We start from the raw sequence: 17,168 nt of genomic DNA on the forward strand, positions 1-17,168 counted from the left end.
AACACTTTACTTGCCACATCCTAACAAGCCTGCCTACAATGCGGCAAGTGCAATTACTTCACACTATCATGCAGCATATGCATCTTGATCTGCGCAGGCTTGATCTCAATCTCTTGTTGGTATTCAATGCCCTGTATCACCAGCGTTCAGTCACTGCTGCTGCACATGAACTGGCGCTAAGCCCGTCTGCCCTTAGCCACGCACTGGCAAGACTGCGCCAGGCACTGGGCGATGAATTGTTCGTGCGCTTGGACAACCAGATGCAGCCAACCTTGCGGGCAGAGCAAATTGCCAGCACAGTCAGCACGGCACTGGCGCAATTGTCTGCTGGGTTGAGTCTGAACCAGCGTTTCGATCCCGCAAGCAGTAAGCGCAATTTTGTCATCTCAGCCAGTGACTATACCGCCTTTGCCATTCTGCCGCGCCTCATCAGCAGGCTGCAACAAGTCTCGCCACAAATCACCCTGCGCATTATCAACACCAGCCAAAAACTGGCACTCGATGAACTGGCGGCGGGTCATATCGACTTTGCCCTGGGCTACGATGAAGAACGCACGCCACTGCCTGCAGGCATGGAAGAATTTGACTGGCTGCAAGATGACTATGTCGCCATCGCCTGCCAGCACCATCCACAGATCAAGCGCAAGCTGACACTCAAGACTTATCTGCAAGCCCGCCATGTCGTCGTCACCCCCTGGAACGAGAGCCGTGGCGTCATCGACTATGTACTTGATGGCATGTCACTGCAAAGACAGGTGGCCGTACAATTACCCAGTGTGCTGGTAGCACCCTTCATCATCGCCAGCAGCGAACTCATCATGACACTGCCACGCCATGCTGCTACGACGCTGGCACAGGCAGCAGGTATAGCAATTTATCCTGCACCTTTTGCCATACCACCCTACACCCTGAAAGTGTATAGCCATAGCAAGTATGCGCGTAGCGATGCGCATTTGTGGTTGCGTAGATTGATGATGGAGGTGGCAGAAGATGCGAGTGCTTAGTGCCTCTGGATTGGCCGTGTGTAGGGTGCGTTACAACGCACCATTCAGACAGACGTGGCTGAGTCTAGCCCAGCATAGTCGCGAGTGCGCCATGCTTTTAAAAGAGAAAAAATCTCAATCCCATCTCTATACATGGACGTGCAGTTTTACCAGGGCGGAGGTATTTTTCAGGAGAAATTCAATCAATGCCGTTTCGCCATTTTACAAACCAGATTGCGGGCGCATGATAGATATGCTGGCAAGTAGGCTTTGCACCTATCAGCAGCTAATCGTTACTATGTTCACTTTCAGGAAAGAACTTGGTTCTCATTGCTTTCAGCCCATGTAAATTTTCTTCAGTTCCGGCGATGCTACGATCGAGCATCCAGTCTGGAGGTGTCTTTGCTTTCAATTCATTGAGTTCAGGCAAACGATCTTCACATGTTTGAATAATGGTATTGAGTATGAGGCTTAATGTTTTTTGATCCCAAATTCCGGCAGAGGTTCCAATAGATATCACGTCTATCGCAATCCCAGGCACCTTCACCAGTTGATCCAATTCAGGCTTAAGTATATGTATTTGTTCTGTTGCCAGTCTTGCCACGACATAGTCAAGGACTCCACCTATCCATATGTAATCGTTCGAGCACAATATTTTCTTGAGATGCGGGATGAGTGGGTCTCCAACCGTGATCAGGAAGTCCGCAACTGGAATGGCGATGGGATAATTCATATCCTGCAGCCAAATAAACAGGCCTTCGAGTACGGGTTCTGCTGCCACTGGTCCGGCAACAATTACAGCCTGTAATCGTTCATGGTCGTGTCTGTTTCTCGGGCATAGATTTTCAGTAGTCATGGTAACGGCTTTCTTGAAACTTGCAATGTCTGGAGCTCGGTTTGGCATTCCTATATCTTCAAACTAGCGGGCGACTACGCAAAGTTGGTCGCCAAGCTTCACTTTTCTCGCCTAACCAACACCCCCAAAGCTTGTTGCCAGGCCGCCGCGTATCCTGGTACTGTTTGCGACACTCCAGCTCGCACGCTGGAATTCGTTGCCGCCAACTCAAGTTCCTGCTGACTATCTTTATCCTGCAACACAGGCTGGGCAGCAGCCAGTGCCGTCAGCAGCTCTATCGTAAGTCTATCCAGCGCTGGGCGTATTTGCGTTTTGAGATCAGGCGGATCACTAAACGGCGCTTGCGATTTACTCGTCCATTCCTTAAACAAGGCCGTCTGTATCATCTTGCCTGCGATAATCTGCGCAGCAAAAAAATCCTGAGCCAGTTTGGGCTCAAGACCATATTGTGGAGCCTGTTTCGCAAGAGCATCCAGTATCTGTTGCTCGCGCACAGGATCATCAATGGCGGCTTTGGCATTCCATTTGTACATGGCCACATCTTGTGCCACATCCAGGCGTTGCTGCATCAATCCAAGCAGGCGCAACAGTCTTGGATCAATGGCATTTTGTGCTTGTGCCGGAGATGCCAGCATCAAGGCAGCACACAGAAAAACCAAATAGATCAGCCATGGCGGTAAGGTTTTGCGGGCTGGGTGCAGAGGTGCGGGATTGCATGAATTGGAGGACATCTGTGTAGCGGCTCTATGAGTGAAGGGATATGTCGGCATTCTATTGTGCCATACGTTTTTGAGGCGGATAGGCAAATTTCAGATGGGTTTTGCACAGCCGCGCCTTATTGGTTCAACTAAAAAAGTTGCTCCACGCCCGTATCGCCCGTCGCCGTGTCAGCTTGCTGGAACCTGGCAATCACAAGACGCCGTTAGCCTTCTTCCATTTGCGCAAGCGCACTCGGGCATTTGCATAGGGAGACGAGGTATTGAACTGTATCATCCTGCCGTGGGTGTATTGTTCGTACCACGGCAAACCGTAAAGAGATGCATCGCTTTCACGTTCGACCAGGGCCAGGATCTGGTCGTACACCTTGGCAAACAGCCGCAGCAGTTCGGCGTAGTCCAAGCCTGCATGGTCGGCATAGAATTTTTGCGCCAGGCGGCCCAGTTCGTTCCATTTAAATCCAGTTTCCGGAAAGTCCACTGGCATGCCGCATGACCTGGCTTCGGACCACTTCAGCACTAGCAGGTTCCAGCCTATCAGGTAAGCCAGCAGATTGGCAACGCTCATATGCGTACCTTGTGCATGGCCTTCCAGCGTCATTTCGTTGGCACGCTCTGCCGGCACGCTGGCAAGGTCGGCAGCGAGCTTTTCATAGGTGATGCTGATAGCGTCCAGTAATTCCCGTCGGTTTTTCGGTACGGCCATAGTCGAGTTATTCCCAAGTTGCTGCCAATTGGCAGCGTAAATCGTGCATTATCCTTGTCCTTGGCATCTTGAGGGAGCTAGTCCTGGAATGTGCCTGCCAGCTTCGCTACCAAGGATGATACTGATAACGAAAGTGCGGCGTCCAGCTATTGACGCAACTCCCTGATACGCAAGTAAATACGTATCATGGAATACCCCAGGTAGATGGTGATGGGCATGGCTATCCCATAAACGATCATATATGCCAGCTTGCCATCACCCAAAGTATGCAAGCTGGATTGGGGGAGACTGAGATGAACTGTCAAAATGCAAAACCAAAATAGCAAACCCGGCATGCGTCGCTTGTATTTCATCTGTTTCGATGCGTCGTCGGAATAAATTTCTGCTTTTCCTGCGTGACAGGTATCCGTCACTGGCATGCGCCAGTATTGCCAGCCATTTGCCTTGAGTACATGCTCCCAGCCCGCATCTATCAGTAACTGTTGATAGCTGTCATCCGGCTCAATGACATTGGCGACATTCCATTTTGCGTTCGGCACGTAGTCGAGGCGATAGGCAATTTGTGCAGGTGTGCCTTGAGCGAAGGTATAGACACCGAGGACATTGCGTGTCTTTAAATGCAAACCCTGGCTTGCCATTTGCTGCAACCAAAGCTGTTCTTGCTCATCCTCCCACGAGTGGAAACATTTGAATTTCTTGACCAATATCTCACTGACTTTTGTACCTGGATTTGCACTCACTTGGCCTCCTCCATTTTTAATTTTGGTAATGCCAATTTAGCGTTACGAAACATGATTTCCATGCGCCGTATATGTTCGGCGAGCACAAGTCTGCCTTTGTCGCTGAGTTCATAGTATTTGCGCCGCTCTTCTTCCTTGACCTTGGCGATCAAGCCCTGTTTTTCCAGCGTGGCAAATGCGCCATACAGAGTGCCAGGGCCGATGACGACATTGCCTTCGCTGATGTCTTCCACTTTTTGCATGATGGCATAACCATGCAAAGGCTCGGTCAGCACCACCAGCACATAGAAAGTGGCTTCTGAAAGAGGCAGATACTTTGAATAGTTGATGTCGCTCATTGATGCCCTGGGTTTGTTGGTGCTTATATCGAGAGATGATATATCGGTTGTCGATATAGTGTCAAAGAACTTATGATGACAATGCAACATCTCAGATTAAAAAAGGCCGATTGAGATGTATCCTCAATCGGCCTTGCTCTGACAAGTTTGGCTCTGGCGAGCCTGGCTTTTTGTTTTATCAAGCCTCGTCTGCTGGCACTTTCCAGTATCTTACAGCCAGCGCTGCCAGTGCCGTGACTGTCGCCATGCCAGTCACGCCTGTCCAGCCCCATTGCGCCAGCAGGGCGCTACCCAGGGTGGCACCGGCTGCCATGCCGATGAACATGCCGACAAACAGCACGGCATTGAGGCGGCTACGGGCGCCATTGTTTATGCCATAGACGATAGTCTGGTGGGCGATCAGCGTGCTTTGTACACCCAGGTCAAAACCTAGCGTGCCTATGCCCAGTAACCACAATTGTGCTGTTGGCGGGAGCAGGGGGCTGAGGTTCATGATGGCAAACGAAGCAGCTGTCAGTCCGGCGCCCAGTTTGGTGACCAGCTCTGGCCCGCGTTTATCGGCCAGGTGGCCAGCCAGGGGGGCCGCCAGTGCGCCCACTGCACCAGCCAGACCAAAGGCTCCGGCAGCAGCGCTACCCATGTGGAAAGGCTCAGCGTGCAACATCACAGCTAGAGTAGACCAAAAGCCGCTAAACCCCATCGCCAGCAGACCCTGTGCCAGTGCCGCCCGGCGCAGTGTGCCATGGCGGCGCATAAGGTCCAGCAGCGATACCAGCAAGGCGCGGTAACTCATGGTGGTGGTCGGCACAAAATGGGGCAGGCCACGCCAGATGGCAACGGCTATCAGCGATACACCTACCGCCGCCAGCATGAACATGCTGCGCCAGCCAAAGTGTTCCGCCACAAAGCCACTGACCACGCGTGACAGCAAGATGCCCATCAACAAGCCTGTCATGACCGTGCCCACCACTTTGCCACGGCGTGATTCATGCGCCAGCGTGGCAGCAGCAGGGACAATGTCTTGCGCCATGGTGGCCGTCAAACCTATCGCCAGGCTGGCTATCAGTAAAATGCTCAGGCTGTTTGCCAGACCCGCAGCAATCAGGGCAGCGACCATCAAACCTGCCTTGATGAGGATGATATTGCGGCGGTCATGCCTGTCGCCCAGCGGGGCCAGCAACAAGATACCCAGGGCATAGCCAAGTTGCGTCAGCGTAGGGATAAAGCCTGCGTCCAGGTTGCTGACGCCTATATCGGCGGCCAGTATGCCGAGCATGGGCTGACTGTAATACAGCGATGCCACCGACAAGCCAGCCCCGCTGGCCAGCAATAACACCAGTGGTGGTGAGGGTAGTTGATGGACGGGCGCGAGATTGATGGCCGCCAGTTCGGGCTGCAAAGCAGCGCTTAGGTCATGCGATTGGTGAATGGATGACATGCTTGGCTTCCTCTTCTGATTCGTCTTATACATTGCTGCACAGTCTATTGCTTGACGGGGACAGGTGGTAGTAGCAGACAACGCAGATTTGTTATACATTAAACGTATGACCAAGCCAAAACTCATGCATCCTGACCAAGCTGCCACCGCATCCCTGATGGCGGGCGCAGGTGACCGTATAGAGCTCATGCAAACCTTTGTGCGCATCGTCGAGGCGGGTAATTTGTCAGCCGCAGCAGTGCAACTGGGGACGACCCAGCCGACAGTCAGCCGTCGTCTACAATCGCTGGAACAGTTCCTGGGTGTGCGGCTATTGAACCGCTCCACCCACAGTATGCGCCTGACTGCCGATGGCGAGCGCTGTTATGAACATGCCAGGAACTTGCTGGTCAACTGGGCTGCCTTTGAGTCCGACTTGCGCGGCGTGACAGAAGAGCCGGAAGGCTTGCTGCGTGTCGTCGCTCCCCATGCGTTTGGCCAGCAAAGACTGGTCAAGCCACTGGCCGACTATCTCAGGCTATATCCGCGCGTGAATGTAGAGTGGCTGCTGCATGATGAAACCACGCTGCAGGATTTTATTTCTGCCGGCATAGACTGCGCGATACAGATAGGTGAGCTGACCGACACCAACCTGGTTGCCATCAAACTGGCCGAAGTGCCGCGCATCGTCGTTGCCGCACCATCGATACTGGCGAGCAGGCCCATGCCGCAGCAAGCCATAGACCTGGCAGGCTTCCCCTGGCTGTCGCTGCGCACTTTTTACCGCAACGAAGTATTCCTGCGCCAGATGCACACCGGCGAAATCCAGCGCCTGGCCTTTACCCCGCGCATCAGTACCGACAACCTCTACGCCCTGCGCACTGCCACGCTGGAAGGCCTGGGCGTAGCCATAGGTTCAGGCTGGATACTGAAAGACGACATCGCCAGCGGGCGGATGGTACAACTGGTACCGCAATGGCAGGCCACCCCCTTGCCTGTGCATCTGGTATATCCATATGCGCGCTTTTATCCGGCCAGGTTGCGCAAGTTCATCGAAGTGATCAGGGCTGCGGTGCCGACAACTTTGCATGGTTGATGGCTAGTCATTGTGAGAGATAAAGGTTTCGGGAACTTAAAAAAATGCAATACAATTTCATCATTGAAGAGCTCAATTTTATCCCGCTTGCGCTGCCCATTTTTTACCCTGATTGAAGATACGAATACCTATAAAAAAAATCACTCCACTTATTTCTGCACTGGCTTTCTTGCTGTCCGGCTGTGCTGGTGCACCCAAAGTTGATTTTGCCAACATAGACAGTGCCTGTGCACAGCAATGGTCAGCTAACCATACCAGTTGCATGAGTGGTTTCAAATTGTTTACCCTGGCGAATGAGTCAGCATGCAAGACAGCAATGGAAACTTGTGCGCAGTCATGTCCAAGCCAGTCCGAAGCAGCAAGTCTTGTAAAAGCCAAGCCAGCGCAAGGGGCCGCAGCTGACAGGCTGAAAGAACTCGACGCTCTTCTCAAAGACGGCTTGATCAGCAAGCCTGAACATGAGGCAAAGAGACAGAAAATTCTCAAGTCCATGTAAGTAGAATACGACAGGGTGCCTTTACTGTCTCTGTACAGGCAGATTTAGAGGAGGGCACGCTTCGTCATCTGTTTTTTTCAGGTATCCGGCTACCGCCCACCAGAGGCGGTGCGCAATGGCAGGCCTACCAGAATTCGTCTGATCCGAATTAGGCTTGGCGCCTTTGTGCAAGCTGTGTTGCACGCATCTTGCACAGTGAACTTCCCGACAATTCGCTCATCCTGTCAGCAGTTTTGACATGCAGGGCGCGCTGGGGGGAGCTTTCAGCAAAACACTATGGCAGTCTTGTGTGTCAGGCTCAGACGGGCGCTTTCAAATAAGATTATCCATGAGTCCAGTTCTCGATAACAACTGGCTTGCTGCGCTGCCTCTTCGCAGATGCGTGTGGCTTCGGCATCTGATAATTGTCCATTGTTGAGCTGGATGCCGAGTGCAGGTGCCACCAGTATCAATTCTTCCATCAGGCGATAGGAAGAACCCAGCATGCCGCCTGGCAGGCCAATATCCTCGTTTTTGGCGAACAAGACTTCTTCAAAGTCCACTGGCACATAATAACCTTCGGCGTCTGAATGGCAGATCAAATGACTGCTCAGGTAGTCATATTCCACCTGCAGTACTTCATCCTGGCTTGGGTCCTCTCCTTCTGGCAAGGGCGTTGCAAGCCATGTCGGGTCTGCCCTGCGGTGGGCATAAGCACGGCGCAAATAGTGTATAAAGGAATAGGGGCAGCTATCAAGTTCAGAGCGTGAATCCAGTTGCGGAAGCGAGCGTGGCTCTGCATGCGCAGGCAAGCCAGCTGCATTGAGTACGTAGTTGATGGCGGTCCAGCCAGGGTCCAGCCCTTCATCACGATCTGCATCATTATTGTCCGCTCCTGACAGTATGCCTACACTGATACCCAAACCCATTTTTCTCTCCCGAATATATGCTGCATACGGGGTATGTGTACACAGCGTTAAAAAAGTGATGGTATCGCTTCAACTGAAGTGATGCAAATCAGATTGAGTAAGCACATCATGCACCTTGCATATTGGTCAGCTTTCGCTCACGCCAAAGACGCTCGGTTATAATCCATAGCGGGAACGATGGTGTAATGGAAGCACACCTCAACCAAGAGGAGATGGTGTCGGTTCAAACCCGACTCGTTCCCAATTTATTCGAGCTATACAGCACGGATATTCTCTTAGACCAGAGTGCCTTGCGTCACAACCCACATCGCTGAATGTACCTCATGTCATCCGCGCCCGGCTATAATCAGTATCGGGAACGATGATGTAATGGAAGCATAGCTCCACAGCAAGGGAGAAGGCGTTGGTTCAAACCCAACTCGTTCCCAGCCAATTCGATAGCTTGTATATCCTCGAAATGATATTCGAAATATTTTTTAGCTTTCCAAATTACTCCGCTATAATCCGCGCCGGGAAAGATGGTGTAATGGAAGCACATCTGCATTGCATGCAGAAGGCGTTGGTTCAAACCCAATTCTTTCCCTTCAATTCAAGGTGAACGCCTCATGCCGTAATGAGGATGTAGTCGAGAAATTTTGACCTTTGCAAACCTGCTCCGCTATAATCGTCGCCGGGAACGGTAGCGTAATGGAAGCGCGTCAACATATGCATGAGGGAGGTGTTGGTTCAAGCCCAACCCGTTCCCACCACTCAGCGCACACACCTGCGTGTACTAATGGACAGACGAGGATATCCGCGGTGGCATTTACCGATGAAGAACTGGACATTGCCTTGAAGGTGCTGCAGTTGATTGCAGATGAACCTTCACAGATGGATGATCATCCGCGTTTCAAGACCCTGATTGCCAAGATACAAAAAGGCGCCAAGCGCGGACACAGGCAGACACGTGCTGATGCCGCAAAAGAGCAATTGCGTAATGCACGCTTGCAAACCGGGCTGGTGCGCGCGCAACAAACTGCAGCCTTGCCTTTGCTTGCCAATGAGGTAAATGGCGGGACACTATGGTCACAACGCTGCTATGTCTGCAAACAGGGATTTCAGCAACTCCATCATTTCTACCATTCCCTGTGCCCGCTTTGTGCTGAGAAGAACTGGGGCAAGCGTCATCAGCGTGCCGATTTGCGCGGGCGTTATGCGCTGGTCACTGGTGGGCGCATCAAGATAGGTTTCGAAACGGCATTGCGTCTCTTGCGTGATGGTGCGCATGTCATCGTGACGACCCGCTTCCCGCAAGATGCCGAACGCCGCTTTCTGGAATTGCCGGATTCTGGTGTATGGGCAGAGCGCCTGAGCATCAGGGCGCTGGACCTGCGCTGCATTCCCGATGCAGAAGAGTTCGCTGACAAGCTGTGTCAGGAATTGCCTCACCTCGACATACTCATCAACAATGCAGCGCAAACCATCAAGCGCCCACGCGAATTCTATGCGGCCTTGATGGCTGCCGAACCAACACCCTGGTTGCTGGAAGCGAAGACGCAATACCTGGGGCAATTACCCAGCTATGCAGATTATTTTCCGCAGCAGGAGATAGACATCTATGGCCAGGCGCTGGACAAGCGCCCCAGCAATTCATGGTCGCAGCAACTGCATGAAGTGTCCACGATGGAGCTGCTGGAAGTGCAACTGGTGAATGCGGTCGCGCCGTTTTTATTGACGGCCCGTCTTAAACCGGCACTGTTGCGCTCGCCACATCTGCGTCGCTTTGTCATCCAGGCTTCTGCCATGGAAGGACAATTCAATCGCAGTAGCAAAACAGAATTTCATCCTCATACCAATATGGCCAAGGCTGCACTCAATATGATGGTGCGCACCAGCGCCCAGGAATGGGCGCGCGATGGTATTTATATGAATGCGGTGGATACCGGCTGGATCACCGATGAAAAACCTTATCCGCAAGCCATGCACGTGCGGCAAACGCAAGACTTTTATACGCCACTCGATATCATCGATGGCATGGCACGCCTGATAGACCCGATAGTGCGTGGTGTCAATGAAGCAGAGACACCCCTGTTTGGTCATTTTCTCAAAGACTATGAACCCTATGCCTGGTGACCTATTACAACTTGCAGCCATGGAAGAGCACAGCAATGTGCAATGCCCGGTGCATCGCGTCAGCATCACGCCATGCGATGCGGCTGAGCTTGAGCCTTTGCTTGAGCATCTCAGCGACAACCTCGGTATCAAGCATAATGCGCCAGGTAGTCAGCAATTTCCACGCGGGACTCTGACCGACGATGGTCGTCTCGATCTGTGCAAACAAAGCTTGGGTACAGATCATTGTCTGAGCGTTGCCAAAGCGCTGGAACACAATACCCAGGTGCGCAGCCTCATGCTGGGGACAGATGCAATAGGTGATACCGGAGCCGCCGCGGTAGCCGGGCTGGCCAGCATCAATCCCCATCTTGAAGTGCTTTATCTGGGCTGCAATAACATCGGGCCTGCAGGTGCGCTGGCGCTGGGCAATACCCTGGCGGCTAGCGCGCCAAACATCACCGGGCTGTGGCTGAAACGTAATCCGCTAGGCCCTGAAGGTGCAGCGACTATCGCCTACATGCTGCGCAGCAATCAGCATTTGCGCGTGCTGGATCTGGTGAATACTGATTTGCGCGCATCAGGTGTGCAAGCCATCGTCGATGCCCTGTGCAGTGACAACCATAGCCTGCAAAGTCTTTACCTCAGTGGCAATGGCCTGGAAGTAGCCAGTGCCGTTGACATGGCACGCCTGCTGCGTGAAGCACCGCATATCAAGGCGCTCTACCTGAGCGTCAATCGTCTGGGAGATGAAGGCGCTGTGCTGCTGGCAGATGCCTTGCGCCACAACCGCACATTGCATACCCTGGAACTGGCCAGCAATGGTATCAGCCAGCAAGGAGCCAGTGCCCTGTTCGATGCAGCCAGGTATTCTTCATTGCATAGCCTCAATCTTGGCTATGCACCCTCGACCATAGTGCTGGGCGCACAAGCCAATTGCATGGGCGATGACGGTGCTGTGCAAGCTGCACACCTGATTGACGCATCTTCCACATTACGCAAACTTAATGTCACACGCAATAACATCGGTAGACATGGTCACACGATATTGTTTGATGCCGCACTGCGCAGCACGCAATTGACGCATTTGAATACGGATAGTCGCTTGCCGGATGAACTAAGCGAACATTTGCAACGTAATCTATCCCTATGTGGGGAAGTTGTTTCGCAGGATCAGGCTATGATCAGGAGTGTTTATCGTTAGTTTGCCGCGTCAGGATTTGCGCGCATCTATATTTTATGGAATTTTGATGGACCCTAAACTCAACATGCTGACTGAAATTCTGAAAAGAAATAGTGATGATCCAGATTCTGTCGATATGCTCAATGAAGTTGATCACTATTTTTTCTTTCAGTCGATTTCAAACGCAGATGATCTTGAAGCGGCGTGGTCACTCTTTGATGAGCATAAAGAAATTCGTAGCAGACTGCTAAACCTGGAAATCGATGCCAGGGAAATTCCGGGCTGGGGCTATCTCGTTCCTCAGCTTGATCAGGTAAGGTGCAGCGAAAATGAGCTCCTGGCCTTGGTTTCCTCACACATTTCCATGCTTAGGCCATTGCTTTTGGAAGAGGACTACAATGAAGAAATTATTTCTTTTATAGACCGCGGATTTGCGATAGAGATAGCGCCAGCCCCAGTTGAAATTCCTGATGTTTCGGAAAATGAACTATTTGGTGTTCTGTATGAAGCGATAAGTGAATATCGGATTGAGCATTATCCTTACGATATACCTCATTATGAAGTATTGCGAAATTGGGCAATTTATCTGACCAAGTGCGACGAAGTCGCCTGCTATCTTTTATGGCCCTGTTTAAAGCATAAGTTGACACTACCGGATTCGTGCATGGATGCAGGCGCCAAACTGTGGAAGCTGGGTTGCCGAGATCGTTATTGGGTAAAGGATTTGGACTTCGAATCGAAAACCGTGTATGTCAAACCAGCCTGGCTGGACAAGCACAATTGAGTTGCCCGTCAACTGGTAAGCACGATTAGTTTGCGCTGATGCGATTGCATAGTGCCTGCATGTTAAAAAAATGAATGTATCCTTAACATAAATCATTGAAATAAAAAAATTGGAGCTTTTATGTTTAGCTTTCTCCAGTCAACTATCTACGTACAGATTTCCCCTGATCGTCTGAGCATGCGGGATGTGAAGTCTGGCCAGTCGATTTCAGAAATACCTGAGCTGACAATCAGTGCGCCACCAAACCAGAAATTGCTGGGTGTCGGTGCAGCTGCACGTGCGGCTGCTGCAAGCCAGCATGGTGCTATCGTGGTCAACCCTTTCGCTCACCCGCGCTCCCTGGTTTCTGACTTTACCGTGGCAGAACAACTCATCAAGGCATTTCTGTCCAGGCTGGTGGGGGGAGCAACTTTCAAGATGTCACCCGTGCTCATTATCCATCCCCAGGGTAATCCTGAAGGAGGTTTTACCCAGGTCGAAAACCGCGCATTTCGTGAACTTGGTTTTGGTGCTGGGGCAGCAAAAGTCATACTTTGGCAAGGTAATGACCTGACAGATCAGGAGATATTGTCAGGCCAGTTTTCGTCGCATGGGCAAGTGTGTGAGTGAATAAGAAATTCAATTTTCAGTGAGCAGGCTGGTGACTCGCATTTTTCTGCATTGTTTCCGACAATGCAGAATCTTGTTTTCTTGCTGGTAGCGCATGGAAAAAAACCTAATGCCGTGCTGATCAGTTTTTGATTTTTTTGATGCAGAATGATGTCCTTGATTCTGTCAGAAATGTCATCAAGATCATTCATATCCGCTATCACCTCAAATGTAGTCTGTCCTGTAACGCCTGACAAATATCAGGCCGGATAAGATTCAGTATTCCTCACTCTTGATATCTGCTCCCAAGCCTACAAATCCAGTTTCTGCATCAGGCGCTTCATATCCACAGCATAAAATTGAGGTAACTTGAAGGCCCCCTTGCACGGCACGGCTATCGATTCTCCGTTTTTTAAACCCAGGCTGACTTTGCCGCTAGCCTTGCAGGCTCTTACCATGTCATCGACGAGCAGAGAAGATCCGAATATTTTTTTTCCGTCCATTTCATGGACACTCATACCGGACTTAAACAGACCACAGCCTTTTATTTCTCCTACAACAAAGGCATCTTTTTCAGTGTAAAAGCTGATGTTGCGATTGCAGTCTTCTTCCATCAAAGTCGCAAATGCCATGCGCTGGATCTTGGCATACTGTGTTGTAGGTAATGGAGCTGGTTTTGCCAGTTGCGTGCTGGCGAGAAATTCTGGCCAGACTGTTGACATGGGTTGCTCACCCATGAGTTTTGGCAACCATTGTGGCGTGCACTCTTTCTTTTTACCGCATTCGATGGCTTGTTCAAAGCTGTTGGTATTTCCTGTTTCAAACGCTCGATAGTAGTCATTCATTTGTTGCAGAGGGCTGCCATCATTCTGGCGTACAGCCAGGCCCATGACATGCAAGGCCAGACCACAGTCGTAGGGGACAGAGCCGCTGGCTGCCAGATTCTGGGGCAATGTTTTCCAGCTATATTCTCCCGCCACGAAGATGCAATTGGAAATGGCAGTGCCCAGTTCTGATGCAGCATCTTCAGGGCTGACCCATCTCGTTTTCAGGCTTGCTGTCCAGCGCAGGTATTCTGCACCTCCTTCCACAATATAGGGTGCGTGCTGCTCACGTTCTTTTGCTGAAGGTGGTTGAAAACGATGGGCAAATTCATGCCAGACAAATTTCCTCAATCGTCCGTCACTATCAGGATTGGGATGCTCCGGCCAGTTATAAAGCGCCAGCCTCAAGACGTCACCGGCATCTCCCCAAAAACTTGGGCCACCATCATTTTGCGCCACAGTTGCGGCAAGTATTGGCTTGCGAAAACCGACATCGGGTAATGCCTGGTAATAAAAATCTACCGCTTGATCAGCGATGTTTTGCAGTAACTGGATATTCTTTTCGCCTAGAGCGGGATTGAAATAGCTGATGACACCAGCTTTTGATGAAATCTGCTTCTTCAGTAACAGCACGGCCATGTATTGCCCATCATATGCATCGTAAGATGCTGTCTCTTGAAAGAGCTGGCCTTTGAAAGCAATACTGCCCGGCGCTGAGAATTGGTAACCTACTGAGCCACACTTGTCGCTGACTGCGTAGCTGGTCGTATTGACATACATGCCTTCTCCCATGGGGAAGGAACCAGGTGATACGCGGTCATAAAACTTGCTCGCTGCAGGCACATCGAAACGTAGCCCTGAACATGCCTTGTTGGTTTTGGTGAGTGTAGTTCCGTCAGCGGTACCGCAATCATCCACAGCTTGCCATCTTGCCCGGATCTCACCGCCAAATTTGGGCAAGGTTTCATGGTTCAGGAATGGAATGACATCACATGATTGCGGCAATTGATAGCTGACTTCAAGCTTCTCTGGAGAGATCAGTTTAAGGTGTACGGTAACGTCAGCAGCCTGGCTTTGCTGGAATAATAAACAAGCAAATGTTGCTAAGCCTAATCGCAGGAATTTCATCTTGGGAATTTTTGATAGTAATAATTTAACATTGTGCCCTATCTTTTACCGAAGCTGCTTCCTTTATCAATGTTTCCAGCACTTGCAAGTCAATCTCACTGAGCCTGCGTATATAAAGACAGCCCTTGCCAGACTTTGACTTGCCCAGATTTTCCAGCAACTCAGCATGCCTGGCCGCAGCGAACAATCCATACAGGCTGATGTCACCCTTGCGCGAAGAAAAGCCTACCAGGCAGATATCACCCTCGCGACCGCTTTCATAGCGGTAGTGATAATTGCCAAAGCCAACGATGCTGTCACCCCACATGACGGCAGGCTGCTTAGTGGCCTTGGACATGAGTTGTATCAAGATTTCACAGTCCTGCCTCCGTGTCTCATCGGCGATGGCAGCGATGTAGTCGTCTACGCTATTGTCAGTTGCCTTGGTTTTGTTCTCAGCCATGTTTGATCTCACGAAAGTTTTTCTTGAGTATGCCAGCTGTGTCAATTTTTCGAAGCGGCAGATTTTAGTGTAACGGCGAGAAACAAAAGTGTCTATACAATGTACAACAGAATTTAATGCCTCCTTCCTGGCTGGGTTAGAATTCATTCATAGGGGAGGAGACTTGAATCCATCCCACTCCAAATTTTTTTGACACTTTCAAAAACCATGCGCATCCGTCATTTAACAGACCCCGAAAACGGTAAGAACTGGAGCAGTTTTTGTGATGGTTCGAATGTGCGTGTCCGCACTGGTGTTCCTGGCAAAGAAAAAGAGAGCGACAAGCCTCAGGATAATCCCGATGCCGCCCTGGCATGGGCAGAGAAAGAGGAATGGTCCAGAATCAAGAAAGGCTTCATTCTCGATCAAGCCGGTGCGCAAGCCGGTGAACCGCGCATGCATTGCCTGCGCAGCAAGGCATATACAGGTGCCTTGCCGATTGCCGACGTAGATGGGCAATTGCTATGCAATAGTTTTGACGATACGCGACCTGGTGATTGCTTGTATTTACTGGATGTCTCAGGCAAGAAAACTGCATTGCCAGAATTGCCCCAGCACCGCATGGTGTGGAAGGCGATTTACCTGCCAGCCATGCAGCGTCTGCTGATCAAGGCCGATCATCAGGTTTTATCGTGGACAAAAGGTGATACTGCCTACACTATCCTTTCTACGCCCAATCCCCATCCGGTAAGCTGCCTTGACGCGCAGGCTAGCCTTGCTGTCTGGTATGCTGAACCCAATCTGGTGGTGACTGATCTGAATTCTGGTCAACAGCTTTTGAATCTCCCTTTGCCCTATGAACTGTATGGCGGCCATTCCCCGCAAATGGAGGCAGCCTTGTCACCCAATGGTGATACCGTCGCTTATTGCGCACGCGCAGGAGAGATTGTCTTGCTGGATATCGCGACAGGCACGGTGCGTGCCAGCATCGCTGGTGACTTCAAGATGATCAAGCTGCTCAGATACACACCCGATGGCCGCTACCTGATCGCCGAGGCCGCATACGGTAATGCCAGCCACTTGTGCTTCGACATGCAAAGCATGTCTTTGCGTGCAGGCTGGCCCGCTTCCAGCTTTGACGGCAGAACTTCGATAGCCCTGTCGCCAGATGGCAAACTATGTGCCATTGCCAATCGCAACAAGATGCAGATCTACGACTTCGCGACCCTGGAATGCACCTTAAGCTTCAGGATAGAACATGTCGTCAAACGCTGTAGCATAGGGTGGGTAGGTCAGTATCTTGGTGTCCAAACAGATTATGGTTGTGCGAGTTTGTATGCGCTGGGTTGATGGCATCAAATCAAGATAGCATCAAGTCAAATCAGACTTAAGGCTGATTATCCTGTTCCCACTGCGGATTCCAGACCACTTCCCACAGATGCCCATCCGGGTCCTGGAAATAGCCTGAATAACCACCCCAAAAAGTATCATGCGCTGCCTTGACGATGGTTGCCCCCGCCTTGCTGGCTTTGGCCATGACAGCATCCACTTCAGATTTGGAGCCTACATTGTGGCCCAGGGTCATTTCTGTGGCACTGGCTGCTGCCAGCTTCAGACCGGTATCATGTGCGATGCTCTTGCGTGGCCACAGCGCCAGGCGCAGCTTGGCTTGCAGTGAGATGAAGACGACAGCGCCAAATTCAAATTCTGTTCCTATGATGCCTTCAGTAGAAAACCCCAGGCCATCACGGTAGAAATGCAGCGAGGTTTCTAGATTGTCGACGCCCAGGGTAATGACGGTGATGCGTGCTTGCATAGGCATATCCTCTCATATGATGGAATCAAATTGATTTGCTAGCGCGTATTACAATCCCCTCTTGCTGCTATATTCTC

At 51.1% G+C, this 17,168-nt stretch carries 18 protein-coding genes and 4 tRNA genes; 12 read left to right on the plus strand and 10 right to left on the minus strand.

The window, feature by feature from the left end:
- Window positions 1-77: 77 nt before the first annotated feature.
- Window positions 78-1,004, plus strand: a complete 927-nt coding sequence (locus H8L47_RS09735; RefSeq protein WP_186953454.1) for a LysR family transcriptional regulator — start codon at window positions 78-80, stop codon at window positions 1,002-1,004.
- Window positions 1,005-1,269: 265 nt separating this feature from the next.
- Here H8L47_RS09735 and H8L47_RS09740 read toward each other — a convergent pair whose 3' ends face one another.
- The 6 genes from H8L47_RS09740 to H8L47_RS09765 all read right to left on the minus strand — a co-directional run bounded on the left by H8L47_RS09740 (window position 1,270) and on the right by H8L47_RS09765 (window position 5,777).
- On the minus strand, window positions 1,270-1,839 hold the full coding sequence (locus H8L47_RS09740) for a DUF5071 domain-containing protein (RefSeq protein ID WP_186953390.1): 570 nt from the start codon (window positions 1,837-1,839) through the stop codon (window positions 1,270-1,272).
- A gap of 98 nt (window positions 1,840-1,937) precedes the next feature.
- Window positions 1,938-2,570: a gamma subclass chorismate mutase AroQ gene (aroQ, locus tag H8L47_RS09745; RefSeq protein WP_186953391.1), complete on the minus strand. Its 633-nt coding sequence runs from the start codon at window positions 2,568-2,570 to the stop codon at window positions 1,938-1,940.
- A gap of 178 nt (window positions 2,571-2,748) precedes the next feature.
- On the minus strand, window positions 2,749-3,261 hold the full coding sequence (locus H8L47_RS09750; protein ID WP_186953392.1) for a ClbS/DfsB family four-helix bundle protein: 513 nt from the start codon (window positions 3,259-3,261) through the stop codon (window positions 2,749-2,751).
- Window positions 3,262-3,407: 146 nt separating this feature from the next.
- Window positions 3,408-4,001, minus strand: a complete 594-nt coding sequence (locus H8L47_RS09755; RefSeq protein ID WP_186953393.1) for a DUF2812 domain-containing protein — start codon at window positions 3,999-4,001, stop codon at window positions 3,408-3,410.
- Complete coding sequence (locus tag H8L47_RS09760) at window positions 3,998-4,339, minus strand: PadR family transcriptional regulator (RefSeq protein ID WP_186953394.1); 342 nt, start codon at window positions 4,337-4,339, stop codon at window positions 3,998-4,000. Before H8L47_RS09760 ends, H8L47_RS09755 begins: the two co-directional genes overlap by 4 nt.
- A 178-nt stretch (window positions 4,340-4,517) precedes the next feature.
- Complete coding sequence (locus H8L47_RS09765; protein WP_329605441.1) at window positions 4,518-5,777, minus strand: MFS transporter; 1,260 nt, start codon at window positions 5,775-5,777, stop codon at window positions 4,518-4,520.
- 106 nt (window positions 5,778-5,883) lie between these two features.
- Here H8L47_RS09765 and H8L47_RS09770 point away from each other — a divergent pair, with 106 nt between their 5' ends.
- Both H8L47_RS09770 and H8L47_RS09775 read left to right on the plus strand, forming a co-directional pair.
- On the plus strand, window positions 5,884-6,852 hold the full coding sequence (locus tag H8L47_RS09770; RefSeq protein WP_186953396.1) for a LysR family transcriptional regulator: 969 nt from the start codon (window positions 5,884-5,886) through the stop codon (window positions 6,850-6,852).
- Between the two features lie 112 nt (window positions 6,853-6,964).
- A complete protein-coding gene (locus tag H8L47_RS09775; RefSeq protein WP_186953397.1) occupies window positions 6,965-7,348 on the plus strand; it encodes an SHOCT domain-containing protein in 384 nt (127 codons plus the stop codon).
- A 263-nt stretch (window positions 7,349-7,611) separates the two neighbouring features.
- Here the strand turns inward: H8L47_RS09775 and H8L47_RS09780 are convergent, their stop codons facing one another.
- The gene (locus H8L47_RS09780; protein WP_186953398.1) at window positions 7,612-8,256 is read right to left on the minus strand and encodes a hypothetical protein; all 645 of its coding nucleotides are present in this window, start codon (window positions 8,254-8,256) and stop codon (window positions 7,612-7,614) included.
- 171 nt (window positions 8,257-8,427) lie between these two features.
- Here H8L47_RS09780 and H8L47_RS09785 point away from each other — a divergent pair.
- The 8 genes from H8L47_RS09785 (at window position 8,428) to H8L47_RS09820 (ending at window position 12,923) form a co-directional block, all read left to right on the plus strand.
- Window positions 8,428-8,498: transfer RNA gene (locus H8L47_RS09785), tRNA-Leu, on the plus strand.
- Between the two features lie 113 nt (window positions 8,499-8,611).
- Window positions 8,612-8,683, plus strand: a tRNA-Ala gene (locus H8L47_RS09790).
- Window positions 8,684-8,768: 85 nt separating this feature from the next.
- A tRNA-Ala gene (locus H8L47_RS09795) sits at window positions 8,769-8,839 on the plus strand.
- A gap of 90 nt (window positions 8,840-8,929) precedes the next feature.
- Window positions 8,930-9,001 (plus strand) — tRNA-OTHER (locus tag H8L47_RS09800).
- Window positions 9,002-9,054: 53 nt separating this feature from the next.
- Complete coding sequence (locus H8L47_RS09805; RefSeq protein ID WP_222616473.1) at window positions 9,055-10,368, plus strand: SDR family NAD(P)-dependent oxidoreductase; 1,314 nt, start codon at window positions 9,055-9,057, stop codon at window positions 10,366-10,368.
- Window positions 10,349-11,551, plus strand: a complete 1,203-nt coding sequence (locus H8L47_RS09810; RefSeq protein ID WP_186953399.1) for a leucine-rich repeat domain-containing protein — start codon at window positions 10,349-10,351, stop codon at window positions 11,549-11,551. The genes H8L47_RS09805 and H8L47_RS09810 overlap by 20 nt, the downstream gene beginning before the upstream one ends.
- A 46-nt stretch (window positions 11,552-11,597) precedes the next feature.
- The gene (locus H8L47_RS09815) at window positions 11,598-12,314 is read left to right on the plus strand and encodes a hypothetical protein (RefSeq protein WP_186953400.1); all 717 of its coding nucleotides are present in this window, start codon (window positions 11,598-11,600) and stop codon (window positions 12,312-12,314) included.
- Window positions 12,315-12,434: 120 nt separating this feature from the next.
- Window positions 12,435-12,923, plus strand: a complete 489-nt coding sequence (locus H8L47_RS09820) for a rod shape-determining protein (protein ID WP_186953401.1) — start codon at window positions 12,435-12,437, stop codon at window positions 12,921-12,923.
- Window positions 12,924-13,213: 290 nt separating this feature from the next.
- Here H8L47_RS09820 and H8L47_RS09825 read toward each other — a convergent pair whose 3' ends face one another.
- Both H8L47_RS09825 and H8L47_RS09830 read right to left on the minus strand, forming a co-directional pair.
- Entirely contained in the window at window positions 13,214-14,854 is a 1,641-nt protein-coding gene (locus H8L47_RS09825; protein WP_186953402.1) for a hypothetical protein, read from the minus strand.
- Window positions 14,855-14,879: 25 nt separating this feature from the next.
- Complete coding sequence (locus H8L47_RS09830; RefSeq protein WP_186953403.1) at window positions 14,880-15,296, minus strand: DUF1801 domain-containing protein; 417 nt, start codon at window positions 15,294-15,296, stop codon at window positions 14,880-14,882.
- A 207-nt stretch (window positions 15,297-15,503) separates the two neighbouring features.
- Between H8L47_RS09830 and H8L47_RS09835 the strand changes: the two genes are divergently transcribed.
- Window positions 15,504-16,625, plus strand: coding sequence for a WD40 repeat domain-containing protein (locus H8L47_RS09835; RefSeq protein WP_186953404.1), 1,122 nt, complete (start codon window positions 15,504-15,506; stop codon window positions 16,623-16,625).
- A 37-nt stretch (window positions 16,626-16,662) separates the two neighbouring features.
- Here the strand turns inward: H8L47_RS09835 and H8L47_RS09840 are convergent, their stop codons facing one another.
- Window positions 16,663-17,091 (minus strand): VOC family protein, encoded by a 429-nt coding sequence (locus H8L47_RS09840; protein ID WP_186953405.1) that lies wholly within the window; start codon window positions 17,089-17,091, stop codon window positions 16,663-16,665.
- Window positions 17,092-17,168: the final 77 nt, after the last annotated feature.

Source organism: Undibacterium umbellatum (assembly GCF_014284125.1).
In the GTDB taxonomy this organism is placed as follows: domain Bacteria; phylum Pseudomonadota; class Gammaproteobacteria; order Burkholderiales; family Burkholderiaceae_D; genus Undibacterium; species Undibacterium umbellatum.